The sequence below is a fragment of the Actinomadura vinacea genome, assembly GCF_039532545.1.
Lineage (GTDB): Bacteria > Actinomycetota > Actinomycetes > Streptosporangiales > Streptosporangiaceae > Spirillospora > Spirillospora vinacea.
Window position 1 is genome coordinate 286,424 of record NZ_BAAARW010000011.1, and the last position, 14,099, is coordinate 300,522.

Consider the following 14,099-nt stretch of genomic DNA (forward strand, 5'->3'; position numbering starts at 1 on the left):
GGATCGCGTTATGCCCGCGTTACGCCCTTTCCCGGATGCTGTGCGCGGACCTGGCCGGAGCAGGGGGAGCGCGGATGCGGATACTGATCGCCGAGGACGAGCGGATGCTCGCCGATTCGATCGCCGAAGGGCTGCGGGCCGAGGCCCTGGCCGTGGACGTGGTGAACGACGGCGACGCCGCCCTGGAGCGGCTGGGCGTCAACGACTACGACGTCCTCGTCCTGGACCGGGACCTGCCGGTCGTGCACGGCGACGACGTGTGCCGCGCCGTGGTGGAGTCCGGCGCGCCTGTGCGGGTGCTGATGCTCACCGCCGCCGCCGCGGTTCCGGCCCGGGTGGACGGGCTGCGGCTGGGCGCCGACGATTACCTGACCAAGCCGTTCGCGTTCGACGAGCTGGTGGCGCGGGTGCACGCGCTGGGTCGCCGGGCCCGTCCGGCCGCCCCTCCGCTGCTCGAACGGGTCGGCATCCGGCTCGACCCGGCCCGCCGCGAGGTCTACCGGGACGGCCGGTACCTGCACCTGGCGCGCAAGGAGTTCGGGCTGCTGGCCGAGCTGCTGCGCGCGGACGGGGCGGTCGTCTCGTCCGAACGCCTGCTGGAGAAGGTGTGGGACGAGCACGCCGACCCGTTCACCAACACCGTGCGGGTGACGCTGATGAAGCTGCGCCGCAAGCTCGGTGATCCGCCCGTCATCGAGACCGTTCCGGGAGTGGGGTACCGCATTCCATGACGTTCACCGCTGACAGGTTCCGGCCCACGATCAGGGTGCGGCTCACGCTGCTGTACGGGGGCCTGTTCATCGCCGCGGGCGTCGTGCTGCTCGCGCTGACCTACTTCCTCGTCCAGAACAACCTGCGGCAGCAGGGCGAGTCGGCCGATTTCAAGGTCGGTTCCGCCCGGGCGCCGGCGGCCGAACTGCGACGCACGGCCCCGCCGCCGGCGGCCGAAAAGGGGCGCACGGCCCCGGCGCCGAGCGACACGATCACCATGGTGCAGGCGCAGGCGGTGCTGGTCGACGCGCGTAAGGACTACCGGAAGGAGACGATGACGTCCCTGCTGACGCAGGGCGGCATCGCGCTGGGCGTGGTGGGCATGGCGGCGCTGGGGCTGGGCTGGCTGCTGGCCGACCGGGCGCTGCGGCCGGTGCACACGATCACCGAGACGGCCCGGCGGGTCGCGCACAGCCGCAACCTGACCGAGCGGATCGGCTACCGGGGGCCGCGCGACGACGTGCGGGAGTTGGCCGACACCTTCGACACGATGCTGGAGCGGCTGGCCCGCTCGTTCGACGGGCAGCGGCGGTTCGTCGCCAACGCCTCGCACGAGCTGCGCACACCGCTGGCGATCAACCGGACGCTGGTGGACGTGGCGCTGCGCCGCCCGGACGCCACCGACGACGTGCGGCGGCTGGGGGAGTCGCTGCTGGTGGTCAACGGCCGGCACGAGCGGCTCATCGACGGGCTGCTCACGCTGGCGGGCGGCGAGAACGCGGTGACCGACCCGTCCCCGCTCGATCTGGCGGACGTGGCCGGGCACGTGCTGGACCAGGCGGCCGGAGAGGCGGCCGGCCGCGGGCTCACCGTCGAGCGCCGGACCGGCCCGGCCCCGGCCGCCGGGGATCCGGTGCTGGTCGAGCGGCTCGTGCAGAACCTGGTGGAGAACGCGATCCGCCACAATCACGACGCCGGCGAGTTGCGGGTCACCACCGGCCGCCGGGACGGCTGGGCCGAGCTGGTGGTCTCCAACAGCGGCCCGGTGGTGCCCGGCTACGAGGTGGAGACGATCTTCGAGCCGTTCCGGCGGCTGCGGCAGGACCGGGTGCGCTCCGATCGCGGGTCGGGGCTGGGGCTGTCGATCGTCCGCGCGGTGGCGACCGCGCACCACGGCACGGTGGCCGCCGAGCCCAGGGCGGGCGGCGGCCTGGTGGTGACCGTCCGCCTGCCCGCCCGCGACCGGACCGCTTCCTCGGCGCACCCCGTCCACGCCCCGCTGATCGCGAGTGAGGCCGGGGGCGGCGCCCGCACCCCGTGACGCGATCCGGCTGCCGGGGGTATAATGCATGAGTCATGCATAATGCTCGGACCGCGAACCTGCTGGGCGCCACCGCGCTCGCCGTGACGGACCTGGTGCTGGCCGGCGCCGCGGGCGCCGCGGGGGTCGGCGCCAGCGGGGCGGCGGCGCTGGTGGTGCTGGCCGCCTCGCCCGGGGTCACCGTCACGGAACTGGGACGGCGGGTGGGCCTCACGCAGTCCGCGGCGGTCCGCATGGTGGACGGGCTGTCGGCCGCGGGCCTGGTGGAACGCGACCGGGGCCCGGGCCGGGCGGTGGCCGTACGGCTCACCGAGGAGGGCCGGAGCACGGCCGCGCGGCTGCTGGACGCCCGCGGCGCCCCGCTCGCCGGGGCGCTCGCCGCCCTCGGCGAGGACGAGCGGGCGACCCTGGCCGAACTGCTGTCCCGGCTGCTGACCCGCCTGTACGACGAGGTCGGCGACGCCGAGCGGATGTGCCGGCTGTGCGACCGCGAGGCGTGCACGACCGGCGCCGTCTGCCCCGTCGGCGCGGCCGAGCGGCGGAGGAACCCGGGCTGATGGGGCCGCTGCTCGCCCTGGCCTCGGCGTTGCTCTACGGCATCGCCGACGTGGCGGGCGGGCTGCTGTCGCGGCGGGCGAACTTCGCGGCCGTCGCCCTGGCCGGCCAGCTCGGCGGCCTGCTGCTCACGCTGGCCGCCGTGCCGCTGGTGTCCGGCTCGGCACCGACCGTCCCGGACCTCGCCTGGGGCGCGCTGTCGGGCGTGGGGACGGGCCTCGGCATGGTCTTCCTCTACCGGGGACTGAGCCGGGGGGCCATGAGCGTGGTCGTCCCGGTCAGTGCCGTGAACGGGCTCGCCCTGCCCGTCCTGGCCGGGGTGGTGCTGATGGGCGACCGGCCCTCGGCCCTGGCGTGGCTCGGCGTGGCCGCGGCGGTGCCGGCGCTCTGGCTGGTGTCCCTGAACGGCGAACACAGCGGCGAACACAGCGGCGAGCACGGCGGCGAGCGCGGCGATGGACCGGCGAGCCGGGCGGCGACGGCGGACGCCATGATCGCCGGAGTGGGGATCGGGGTGCAGTACCTGGCCCTCGCCCAGGCCGGGGCGGAGTCCGGGCTGTGGCCGGTCGTCGCGGGGCGGTGCACGGCGGCGCTCGCGATCCTGCCCCTGCTGAGGGTTTCGAACGAGCGGCCGCCCGAGCCGCTGCCCGTCCGGCTGGTGCCGTGGGCGGCGCTGACCGGGGGCCTGGCCGCGCTCGCGCTGGTCTGCTACATGCTGGCCGCACGGCTGCAACTGGTCGCGGTGGCGGTCGTCCTGTCCTCGCTGTATCCGGCGGTACCGGTCCTGCTCGGCGTCACCGTGCTGCGGGAGCGGCTCTGCCGGGCGCAGGCCGCCGGGCTGGCGGCGGTCGCGGCCGCCATCGTCCTGCTCGCGGCCGGGTAGCGGCGGGCTTGACCAAAGGTTGACGGTGCGGGCCGCCGGGACACGCCGCCCGCACGCTAGGTCTTCCCGCGCGCACCGGCTACAACGTTCCTCGTCATCCAATCCGGTCATCATCCGGCCATGTCAACGGGGGGCCACATGAAACACAGGGCGAAGGCGGGGGCGATCGCCGTACTCGCGGCGGTTCCGCTGCTCGGCACGGCGGGCGCGGCGGCCGAGGGCACGGCCGCGCACGGCTGCGAGTTCAGCGGGGCCAGCATGATCTGCCAGTTCGAGAGCTCCCCCGGCCGGAGGCCGGCGGACGAGCAGGGCGAGCCGGTCCGCAGCAGCTCGTCGGTGACCTGGGGCAAGCGCATGCCTGGGCGGGGGGAGCGGACCGCCGACCTGTCGGTGCGGATCATCGGCCCGGCGCAGGCCCGCCCGAGGCGGGAGATCCTGTACGTCGTGACGGTGCGCAACGACGGCCCGGCCAAGGCCCGGGACGTGCTGGTCAGGTCGGTCCTCCCGGAGGGCAGGTCCCGCGCGGAGCACGTCGGCGGCATCACCTCGTGCACGCGCACCGAATCGGTCCTGGCCTGCGCGCTCGGCACGCTGGACGCGCAGGAGGAGCGGACGCTGCTGATCAGGCTCCGGCCGCCGAACGGCGTCCGCCCCGGAACCGTCCTGGAGCCGTCGGCGAGCGTGACCACCTCGACTTACGAGCTGAATCCGGCGAACAACCAGGCGCGGGCCCGGACGACGGTGGCCGCGGACGCCGCGGCGCGGACCGTCCGGCGGCCTTAGGTTTCCGGCCTCTGGAGGCGCGCGGGACCCGCCTCTCGTACGAGGATGGGATCATGCGTCTTAGGATCTTCACCGAGCCCCAGCAGGGGGCCACGTACGAGACATTGCTCGCGGTCGCCAAGGCCACCGAGGACCTCGGGTTCGACGCCTTCTTCCGCTCGGACCACTACCTCAAGATGGGCGAGGTGTCCGGAGAGCCGGGCCCGACCGACTCCTGGGTCACGCTGGGCGCGCTGGCCCGCGAGACGAGCCGGATCCGGCTGGGCACGCTGGTCACGGCCGCCACGTTCCGGCTGCCCGGCCCGCTGGCCGTCGCGGTCGCGCAGGTGGACCAGATGAGCGGCGGCCGGGTCGACTTCGGCATCGGCACCGGCTGGTTCGACACCGAGCACACCGCCTACGGGATCCCCTTCCCCGCGCTGAGGGAGCGGTTCGAGCGGCTGGAGGAGCAGCTGGAGATCATCACCGGGCTGTGGCGGACGCCGCCCGGGGCCACCTTCGACTTCGAGGGCAGCTACTACCGGGTCGCCGACTCCCCGGCGCTGCCCAAGCCGGCGCAGGACGGCGGGCCGCCGGTGGTGATCGGCGGGTTGGGCACCAAGCGCACTCCGCGGCTGGCCGTGGCGCACGCCGACGAGTACAACGTGCCGTTCCACCAGCCGAATAAGACCGGGGCGGCCTTCGACCGGGTGCGTGCGGCCTGCCAGGAGGCGGGACGGACCAAGCCGATGGTGTACTCGGCCGCGCAGGTGGTCTGCTGCGGGCGGGACGACGCCGAGGTGGCGCGGCGGGCCGAGGCGATCGGCCGCGAGGTGCCGGAGCTGAAGGAGAACGGGCTGGCGGGCACGCCCGCTGAGATCGTCGAGAAGCTCGGCGCCTTTGCCGAGTTGGGCGCCGAGCACGTCTACCTCCAGGTCCTGGACCCGCACGATCTGGACCATCTGGAGCTGCTGTCGGCGGAGGTGCTGTCCAAGCTGTAGGCACGGGCGCGGGCCGTGCCCCTCGTCCACGAGGAGCACGGCCCGTATCCGCGTCGCGGGTCACGCCTTGGCGGGGGCGGCCGGGGCCGCTTCGTCCGCCGGTTCCTGCGGGCGGGCCTGCCGGGGGAGCAGGAAGGCCAGGGCGAAGGTCAGGACGAGCAGCCCCACCTCGACCCACAGCGTGATCCGCATGGCGGTGGCGAAGTCGGCCGCCGAGGTGCCGGGGCCGCCTTCGGTGCCGAGCACGCCGAAGAAGATCGTGCCGAGCACCGCGGCGCCGAGCGCGCCGCCGAGCTGCTGGACGGCGGTGAGCGTGCCACCCGCCGAACCGGTCTCCTCCGGTTCCACGCCGCTCAGCACGATGTCGAAGAACGGCGCCATGAGCATTCCCATGCCGAGCCCGGTGACGACCAGCGCCGGCGTGAGCTGCCAGGGGCTAACGCCGATCCCGGCGGCCTCCAGGGTGAACGCGACCGCGGCGATGCCGGCGGCCATGACCAGCGTGCCGATGTGGAGCACGGTGCGGCCGAGCCGGCTCAGCGCCTGGGCCAGCCCGAATCCAAGGACGATGCCCACCGACCAGGGGATCTGCGCCAGCCCGGCTTTGAGCGGCGAGTAGCCCAGGCCCAGCTGCGTGTAGAGGGCGAAGACCAGGCCGAAGCCCGCCAGCGCGCAGAAGAAGACCAGGCCGCTGATCAGCCCGCCGGTGAAGGCGCGCTTGCGGAAGAGGCCGGGCACGACGAGCGGGTCGCGGCCCGCGCGCCGGACGCGGGTCTCGTACCAGGCGAAGAGGGCGAAGACGGCGACGGCGGCGGCCATCATCGCGAACGTCCAGGCGGGCCAGTCCAGCTCGCGGCCCTGGACGAGCGGGTACACCAGCAGCGCGGCGCCGGCGGAGGCGAGCGCGGCGCCGGTGAGGTCGAGCCGCTGGGCGCGCTCGGCCCGTCCCGCGGGCAGGAACCGCAGCCCGGCCAGCAGCGCGGCGATGCCCACCGGCACGTTGATCAGAAAGATCATCCGCCAGCCGGTGCCGAACAGGTCGGCGTCGATCAGCCAGCCGGCCAGTACCGGGCCGCCGACCGAGGACAGGCCCATGACCGGGCCGAACAGGCCGAAGGCGGCGCCCATCTCCTTGGGCGGGAACATCTGCTTGATCATGCCGATGCCCTGCGGCAGCATCAGCGCGCCGAACAGGCCTTGCAGGACGCGGGCGCCGACGAGCATCCCGGGGCCGGTCGCGAGGCCGCAGAGCAGTGAGGCGGCCGTGAAACCGCCGGCGCCGACCAGGAACATCCGGTTCCGGCCGTACAGGTCGCCGAGCCGGCCGCCGGTGATCAGGCCGACCGCCATGGCCAGGGTGTAGCCGGCGGCGAGCCACTGCAGGGTGCCGGCCGACCCGCCGATGTCGGCGCGGATGGAGGGGGCGGCGATGTTGGTGATCAGGGTGTCCAGCATGTCCATGATCTCGCCCGCCAGGATCACCAGAAGCGCGATCCAGCGCCATCGGTAGGACGCCGGGGCGTGCCGGAGGGGGTCGGTGCGGTCGTTCATGGGGGCTCCAGTCCAGCGTTGAAGAACAGCGTTCGTTTATTACGAACACTGTTTTAAATAAGAACAGTGTTCGTGTCAAGTACGATGTTCGCCGAGGCTCCTCGCCCATCGCCGAGAGAGGAAGGTGACCGCGTGGTCGCGGACGGCCCGGAGATCCCGGCCCCGCCCTGGCGCAAGCAGCGCGCGGGCCGCCGGAGGGACGCCTCCCGTCGTCCCCTGAGCAGGGAGCTCATCGTCGACACCGCCATCGGCGTGCTGGACGCCGAGGGCATGGACGCGATCACCATGCGGCGGATCGCGCAGGAGCTCGGCACCGGGCCGGCGTCCCTGTACGCCCATGTCGCCAACAAGGACGAGCTGCTGGAGGACGTGCTCGACCGGATCGCCGCAGAGGTCGCGCTGCCCGAGCCCGATCCCGCCCGCTGGCAGGAGCAGCTCAAGGAGGTCGCGCGCGAGATCCGCGCCATGTACCGGCGGCACGGCGACATCGCGCGGGCGTCCCTCGGCAAGATCCCCACCAGCCCCAACGTGCTGCGGATCGCCGAGTGCGAGCTGGCCCTGATGCGGGCGGGCGGGGTACCGCCGAAGATCGCCGGGCTGGCGGTGGACCGGTTCGCGCAGATGATCGACGCCGACTGCATCGAGGGCACGGTCCTCGCGGGCAAGAGCCCCGAAGGCCAGGACCCGCACGAGTTCTACGCGGCCTTCGTCCCGCAGGTCCGGGCCTACTTCGAGGCGCTGCCGGCCGAACGCTTCCCCAACATCGTCGCGATGGCCGGGGAGTTGACCGGGGGCGATGACGATGACCGCTTCGAGTTCGGCCTGGACATCATGGTCCGCGGCATCGCCTCGTACGCCGAAGGCCGCCCGCCGGCGGGCTGATCAGGTCCTCAGCCGGTGAGGCCGGCGAAGACCTCCTGGAACGCGGTGTGCCTGGGCGCGCCCTTGGCGGTGTCCCACACCGCGAACACGACCTGCTCGAACGCCCCGGCCCACTCCCCGCCGGGACGGAGCGCCTCGGCGAAGACGATGGCGACCTCGTGCGGGTCGTTCTGGAAGACGCCGCAGCCCCATGCGCCCAGAACCAGCCGCGAGTGGCCGTGCTCGGCGGCCACCGCCAGCACCTTGCGGGCCCGTTCGCGCAGCACCGCCGGGATCCGAGCGGCCTTCTCGGGGTCCCGGACGGCCCCGCGGTTGGGCGCGGGCGAGGTGAGGAAGGCGACCGGGTACGGCTCCTCCAGCAGCCGTCCGGCGTCATCGCGGAAGACGGGGACGGCGGGCGAGTAGATCATGTGGTCGCTGTAGAGCAGATCGCCCTGCTGCCGGTGGAAGTCGTAGTACTCGCGCTTGGCGCGCAGCGAGGCGTACAGGCCGGACGAACGCGCCAGGCCCTCCTCCTGCGCGTGCGCGCCATTGAGAAAGCCGCCGCCCGGATTCTTGGCGGACGCGAAATTGAGCGCGAACGGCACTTCACCGGAAGCGCGCAGCCGCAGCGCAGCCGCCAGCGTCGTCTCCTCGGTGACCTCGAACCGGGTCTCGACGCCCGGCTCCGCCGCGGAACCCGAACCCGTGCCGGCGAGGAGCAAGTCCAGCCGCCCTGGGGTGTACAGGACGCTGCCGGACACCGATCGTTCGAGGTCATCGGCGATCTGGACGGTCCGGCCCGACGGGGCCCGGTACTCCCCGCGGTCGAGGATGGCCACGGTCTCCTGTGCGATCGCTCGCCGCGGATGTCTGCTCATAACGCCGAGCATTCTGGCAGAAATGGTTCGAAGTGGCTCCCGAGTTTCGGTCAGACTGAGAACGTGCTTTTGACGATCACCACCACGGCCTCCCCGGCGTCCGACCTCGGTTTCCTGCTGCACAAGCATCCCGACCGGGTCCAGGAGTTCGGGCAGTCCTTCGGCACCGCGCACGTGTTCTATCCGGAGGCGGGGGAGGACCGCTGCACGGCGGCGCTGCTCCTGGAGGTCGACCCGGTCGCGCTGGTGCGCACCCGCGGGAAGGGGACACCGGACTTCTCCCTCGGCCAGTACGTCAACGACCGCCCCTACGCGGCGTCGTCCCTGCTCGCCTCGGCGATGGCCGGGACGTTCCGCACCGCGATGCGCGGCCGCTGCGACCTCCGTCCCGAACTGGCCGCGCGCCCGATCCCGCTGGAGATCGCGCTGCCCGCGCTGCCGTGCCGGGGCGGGCCGAAGCAGGCCGAGCGGTTCTTCGCGCCGCTGGGCTGGGAGGTGGACGCCGCCCCGGTGCCGCTGGACCCCGGCTTCCCCGAGTGGGGCGACTCCCGGTACGTCACGCTCCGGCTCACCGGCGAGGTCCGGCTGGCCGACGCGCTCAACCAGCTGTACGTGCTGCTGCCCGTCCTGGACGACGCCAAGCACTACTGGGTCGCCTCCGACGAGGTCGACAAGCTGATCCGGGCGGGCGAGGGCTGGCTGGCCGGGCATCCGGACCGGGCCGCGATCACCCGCCGCTACCTGGCCAACCGGCGCGTCCTGGTGCGCGCCGCGCTGGGCCGGCTGGCCGACGCCGACGGCGCGCCCGAGGACGAGCTCGACCGCGATCCGCTGGAAGAGGAGCCGGCTCCCGTCGATCCGTCCGCCGCCGAGCCCGGCGCGCCCGAGCCGGACGCGGAGGGCGGGGCGGCCCCGCCGCCGATGCCGCTGGCCGAGCGGCGGATCCGGGCGGTGCTGGAGACGCTGCACGCCGAGCACGCCGGCCGCGTCATCGACCTGGGCTGCGGCACCGGCAAGCTGGTCACCCGGCTCCGGCAGGAACCGAGGTTCACCAAGATCACCGGAGTGGACGTGTCGTACCGGGCGATCCAGATCGCGCACCGCCGCAAGCTGCCCGACGCGCACGACGCCGACCGGGAGGCCCGGGTGGAGATCCTGCAGGGCGCGCTCACCTACACCGACGAGCGGTTCCGCGGCTACGACGCGGCCGTGCTGATGGAGGTGATCGAGCACGTCGACCCGCCCCGGCTCGGTGCCGTGGAGCGGGTGGTGTTCGGCGACGCCAGGCCGCGGGTGGTGGTCGTGACCACGCCGAACCGCGAGTACAACGTCCGCTACGAGGGCCTGGCACCCGGCGCGATGCGCCACCCCGACCACCGTTTCGAGTGGACGCGGGCCGAGTTCGAGGAGTGGGCCGGACGGGTCGCCGCCGCGTTCGGCTACCAGGTCAGGTATGCGGGCGTGGGAGACGACGACGCCGAGGTGGGCGCCCCCACCCAGATGGGCGTTTTCACGAGGGAGGCGGCATGAGCCAGGGGAACGCGACGACGATCAGGGTGCCTGAGATGGGGCTGGTCGTCCTGGTGGGCGTGTCCGGCTCGGGCAAGTCGCACTTCGCCCGCAGGCACTTCAAGCCGACCCAGGTGGTGTCCTCGGACTACTGCCGCGGCGTGGTGTCCGACGACGAGAACGACCAGTCGGCCACCGGGGACGCGTTCGACCTGCTGCACTACATCGTCCGCAAGCGGCTGCGGCGCGGCCTGCTGACGGTCGTGGACGCGACCAACGTGCAGCCGAAGGCGCGCGAGTCGCTGCTGCGGATCGCCAAGGACCACGACGTGCTGTCGGTCGCGATCGTGCTGGACGTGCCCGAGCGGGTCGCCGCCGACCGCAACGCGGCCCGGCCGGAGCGGTCCCACCTGCCCGACCATGTGGTCCCCCGGCAGCGTCGCGAGCTGCGGCGGGGCCTGCGGGCGCTGCAGAGCCGCGAGTTCAAGCGGTCCTACGTCCTGGAGGGCACCGAGGCGATCGACGCCGCGACGATCGTCCACGAGAAGGCGTGGAACGACAAGCGGGAGCTGACCGGCCCGTTCGACGTCATCGGCGACGTGCACGGCTGCCGCGCCGAGCTGGAGGAGCTGCTCGGCGACCTCGGGTACGAGATCGAGCGGGACGCGCTGGGCCGCGCCGCCGGGGCGAACCACCCGGGCGGCCGCACCGCGGTCTTCGTCGGCGACCTGGTCGACCGCGGCCCCGACAGCCCGGGCGTGCTGCGGCTGGTCATGGGCATGGTGGCGGCCGGGCAGGCGCTGTGCGTGTCCGGCAACCACGAGGCCAAGCTGGTCAAGGCGCTGCGCGGCAGGAAGGTGCGGGTGGCGCACGGGCTGGCGGAGTCGCTGGAGCAGCTGGCGGCCGAGCCGGACGACTTCCGCGCCGGCGCGCTGGCCTTCATGGACGGCCTGATCAGCCACTACGTCCTCGACGACGGTCGGCTGGTGGTCGCGCACGCCGGGCTGAAGGAGGACTACCAGGGGCGCGCCTCGGGGCGCGTCCGCTCGTTCGCGCTCTACGGCGACACGACCGGGGAGACCGACGAGTACGGCCTGCCGGTGCGCTACCCGTGGGCCCGCGACTACCGCGGCCGGGCGATGGTCGTGTACGGGCACACGCCCATTCCCGTGCCCGAGTGGATCAACAACACGATCTGCCTCGACACGGGTGCGGTGTTCGGCGGCAGGCTGACCGCGCTGCGCTATCCGGAGCGCGAGCTGGTCTCCGTCGCCGCCCGGCAGGTCTGGTACGAGCCGACCCGTCCGCTCGAGGTGCCCGCCGCGGCGCCCGCCGGGGGGCACCGGGAGAGCGACGTCCTGAAGATCGAGGACGTGCTGGAAACGGAGGGCGTGCAGACCGGGCTGCTCGGGCGGGTCGCCGTCCGGCACGAGAACGCGGTGGCCGCGCTGGAGGTGATGAGCCGGTTCGCGGTCGACCCGCGGTGGCTGCTGTACCTGCCGCCGACGATGGCGCCCGCCGGCGGCCGCAGCGAAGCGAGGACCGGCGGCGCAGCCGTTGCCGGGGGGTCTGGGGGGTCGTCCCCCCAGAATGACACCGACACGTCGAAGGTGCCGGGGGTGCTGGAGCATCCGGCCGAGGCGCTGGCCGCCTACCGCGACGCGGGCGTGGAGCGGGTGGCGTGCGAGGAGAAGCACATGGGCTCGCGCGCCGTCGTCGTGGTCTGCCGCGACGAGGGCGTCGCCGCCGAGCGCTTCGGCGTGGACGACGGCACGACCGGCGCGGTCTACACCCGTACCGGGCGGTCGTTCTTCCGCGACCCGGCCCTCACCCGCGGGGTCCTCGACCGCCTGCGCGCCGCGATCGGCGCCGCCGGGCTCTGGGACGAGCTGGAGACCGGGTGGCTGGCCCTGGACTGCGAGCTGCTGCCGTGGTCGGCCAAGGCGATGGACCTGATCCGTACCCAGTACGCGGCGACCGGCGCGGCGGCGGGGGCGGCGCTGCCGATGGCCTCGGACGCGCTCGCGGCGGCGGCCGCGCGCGGCCTGGACGTCGGCGCCCTGCGCGACCGCGTCGACCGCCGCGCCGCCAACGCCGGCCTGTTCCGGGACGCCTACGCGCGCTACTGCTGGACGATCGACGGCCTGGACGGCATCAGGCTCGCCCCGTTCCAGGTCCTGGCCGGTGAGGGAACGCCCTGGGCGATGCGGCGCGGCCACGACTGGCACATGGCGGTGGCGGAGCGGCTCGCCGCGGCGGACGGGTCGGGGCTGCTGCAGGCCACCGAGTGGTTCGAGGTGGACCTGGCGTCGGAGCGGTCGGTCGCCGAGGTCACCAAGTGGTGGGAGAAGCGGACGGCCGACGGCGCCGAGGGCATGGTCGTCAAGCCGCTGGGGCCCGTCCCCGAGGAGCGCAAGGTGCAGCCGGGCGTCAAGTGCCGGGGCCGGGAGTATCTGCGGATCATCTACGGCCCCGACTACACCGAGCCCGCGAACCTGGAGCGGCTGCGGCGCCGTTCACTGGGCCGCAAGCGCTCCCTGGCGATGCGCGAGCACGCGCTGGGGCAGGAGGCGCTGACCCGGCTGGCGGGCGGGGAGCCGCTGTGGCGCGTCCACCAGGCGGTCTTCGCGGTGCTGGCCCTGGAGTCCGAGCCCGTCGACCCCCGCCTCTGAGCGGCCGGCCGCCTGGACGGGGCCTGGGCGGTGGCGCGGAACGCCCGCGGGATCGTGCGATCCCGCGGGCTCCTCCCTCAAATGGTGGCTCCCCCGCCTGAGATCAGGTGGAGAAGAGCATGTGGAAAACGCCGCCGCCGTAGGGGCGGTGGTGGTGCGCTCCCCCGTGGTGGTGGTGATGCACCTGTGCGGGAGCCGCCGGGGCGCCCCAAGCGGGCGCGGCAGGAGCGGCCGGGGGAGCGGCCCGGTACTGGGACTCCATCCTGCTCAGCGCCTCCAGCTCGCCGTAGTCGAGGAAAATGCCCCGGCAGTTGTCGCATTGCTCGATGTGGACGCCGTTGCGGGTGTAGGTGCGCATGACGCCACGGCACTTAGGACAGTGCATCGCTTGTCGTCCTTCCGGTATGGATCCCCAGGTAGAGGCTAAATGTAGGGCAGCTTAGACGCCAGGTCATGCCGGGGACCCCACGCTGGAGATTCTCGTGCAGGTGTCGACGAGCGCCTGTTCGGTCCCGTCGAGCGGTCGATCGTCCTTCCGCGCGGATTGGACGCACGTGGCGGCGATTTGGACCACTAGAGTTCGCGCGGGAATGTCGAGGACCTCCCAGGGGTCGCCCTCCGCCGGCACGGCGGGGCCCTGGAAGGCGCGGTAGGCGCCCAGGAAACGGGACCAGTCGGAGTGTGCGAGCACCCCCGCCGAGTACAGCGCCGCGGGACGGGCGAGATCCCAGGCCGGGTCCCCGGCCCCCAGGTCCTCCACGTCGATCAACCGCCATGTGCCCTGGACGCGCACCATCTGGCCCATGTGCCAGTCCCCGTGCAGGAGGGCCCGCCGGTCGCCGTGCGGCGGTCGCGGACGGCCGTTGGCCCCGCCGCGGAGCCAGGCGGGGAGCGTGCCGAACGCCCGGCGGATCTCCCGTTCGGCGGCCGTGTCCCCGTCCAGCTTGGCCACCTGGCGCGCCACTCGCTCGGGCCGCCCCCAGCCGGGGACGTCCTCGGGCGGCGGGGTCGAGTGGAGCCGGGCGAGGAGCCGGGCGCCGTCCTCCCAGGGCAGCGCGTCCGGGTCGGGGGTGACCGGCTCACCGTAGGGCCACAGGGTCACCACCCGTCCGTCGACGTCCCGTGGCGGGCCCAGCGAGGGCAGGAGCAGTCCGGGCAGTGTGTCGGCCACGCGCATCCGCCGCTCCAGCAAGGGCCCGCCGTCGCGGTTGGCCTGGTGCGCCTTGACGACCACGTCCCCGACCCGCACCACCAGGACGCCGTGCCGCTCGTACAGCACCTGGGGCGCATGCCCCGGTCCCGCCTCGGCCGCCCCGATCTCCGCGAGCCGGTCGAACAGGTCCGGCGGGTCGGCAGGGGACGGCCGATCAGCGACAGGAGGCATCCGTACAG

Annotated in this window: 13 protein-coding genes; 9 read left to right on the forward strand and 4 right to left on the reverse strand. The window is 73.6% G+C overall.

The features are described 5' to 3' along the window. The first annotated feature begins 74 nt into the window (after window positions 1-74). The 6 genes from ABD340_RS13035 (at window position 75) to ABD340_RS13060 (ending at window position 5,233) form a co-directional block, all read left to right on the forward strand. A complete protein-coding gene (locus tag ABD340_RS13035) occupies window positions 75-731 on the forward strand; it encodes a response regulator transcription factor (RefSeq protein ID WP_344589120.1) in 657 nt (218 codons plus the stop codon). Then, window positions 728-2,032 (forward strand): sensor histidine kinase, encoded by a 1,305-nt coding sequence (locus tag ABD340_RS13040; RefSeq protein WP_344589121.1) that lies wholly within the window; start codon window positions 728-730, stop codon window positions 2,030-2,032. The genes ABD340_RS13035 and ABD340_RS13040 overlap by 4 nt, the downstream gene beginning before the upstream one ends. Before the next feature lie 35 nt (window positions 2,033-2,067). After that, window positions 2,068-2,589 carry a MarR family winged helix-turn-helix transcriptional regulator gene (locus tag ABD340_RS13045; protein ID WP_344589122.1) on the forward strand — a complete coding sequence of 174 codons (522 nt, stop codon included), beginning with the start codon at window positions 2,068-2,070 and terminating at the stop codon, window positions 2,587-2,589. After that, a complete protein-coding gene (locus tag ABD340_RS13050; RefSeq protein ID WP_344589123.1) occupies window positions 2,589-3,470 on the forward strand; it encodes an EamA family transporter in 882 nt (293 codons plus the stop codon). The genes ABD340_RS13045 and ABD340_RS13050 overlap by 1 nt, the downstream gene beginning before the upstream one ends. Window positions 3,471-3,608: 138 nt before the next feature. Continuing rightward, window positions 3,609-4,253 (forward strand): DUF11 domain-containing protein, encoded by a 645-nt coding sequence (locus tag ABD340_RS13055; RefSeq protein ID WP_344589124.1) that lies wholly within the window; start codon window positions 3,609-3,611, stop codon window positions 4,251-4,253. A 53-nt stretch (window positions 4,254-4,306) separates the two neighbouring features. Continuing rightward, window positions 4,307-5,233 (forward strand): LLM class F420-dependent oxidoreductase, encoded by a 927-nt coding sequence (locus tag ABD340_RS13060; protein WP_344589125.1) that lies wholly within the window; start codon window positions 4,307-4,309, stop codon window positions 5,231-5,233. A 60-nt stretch (window positions 5,234-5,293) separates the two neighbouring features. On the opposite strand, the gene ABD340_RS13065 is transcribed toward ABD340_RS13060, so the two are convergent. Next, window positions 5,294-6,784, reverse strand: a complete 1,491-nt coding sequence (locus tag ABD340_RS13065) for an MFS transporter (RefSeq protein ID WP_344589126.1) — start codon at window positions 6,782-6,784, stop codon at window positions 5,294-5,296. Between the two features lie 132 nt (window positions 6,785-6,916). On the opposite strand from ABD340_RS13065, the gene ABD340_RS13070 reads away from it, so the two are divergent. After that, a complete protein-coding gene (locus ABD340_RS13070; protein ID WP_344589129.1) occupies window positions 6,917-7,666 on the forward strand; it encodes a TetR/AcrR family transcriptional regulator in 750 nt (249 codons plus the stop codon). 8 nt (window positions 7,667-7,674) lie between these two features. Here the strand turns inward: ABD340_RS13070 and ABD340_RS13075 are convergent, their stop codons facing one another. Further along, entirely contained in the window at window positions 7,675-8,526 is an 852-nt protein-coding gene (locus ABD340_RS13075) for a TIGR02452 family protein (protein WP_344589130.1), read from the reverse strand. A gap of 63 nt (window positions 8,527-8,589) precedes the next feature. On the opposite strand from ABD340_RS13075, the gene ABD340_RS13080 reads away from it, so the two are divergent. Next, on the forward strand, window positions 8,590-10,056 hold the full coding sequence (locus ABD340_RS13080) for a 3' terminal RNA ribose 2'-O-methyltransferase Hen1 (RefSeq protein ID WP_344589131.1): 1,467 nt from the start codon (window positions 8,590-8,592) through the stop codon (window positions 10,054-10,056). Further along, the gene (locus ABD340_RS13085) at window positions 10,053-12,707 is read left to right on the forward strand and encodes a polynucleotide kinase-phosphatase (RefSeq protein ID WP_344589133.1); all 2,655 of its coding nucleotides are present in this window, start codon (window positions 10,053-10,055) and stop codon (window positions 12,705-12,707) included. The genes ABD340_RS13080 and ABD340_RS13085 overlap by 4 nt, the downstream gene beginning before the upstream one ends. A 103-nt stretch (window positions 12,708-12,810) precedes the next feature. On the opposite strand, the gene ABD340_RS13090 is transcribed toward ABD340_RS13085, so the two are convergent. Together ABD340_RS13090 and ABD340_RS13095 are read right to left on the reverse strand one after the other, a co-directional pair. Continuing rightward, entirely contained in the window at window positions 12,811-13,092 is a 282-nt protein-coding gene (locus ABD340_RS13090) for a TFIIB-type zinc ribbon-containing protein (protein WP_344589134.1), read from the reverse strand. A gap of 66 nt (window positions 13,093-13,158) precedes the next feature. After that, window positions 13,159-14,091 carry a phosphotransferase family protein gene (locus tag ABD340_RS13095; protein WP_344589135.1) on the reverse strand — a complete coding sequence of 311 codons (933 nt, stop codon included), beginning with the start codon at window positions 14,089-14,091 and terminating at the stop codon, window positions 13,159-13,161. Window positions 14,092-14,099 lie beyond the last annotated feature (8 nt).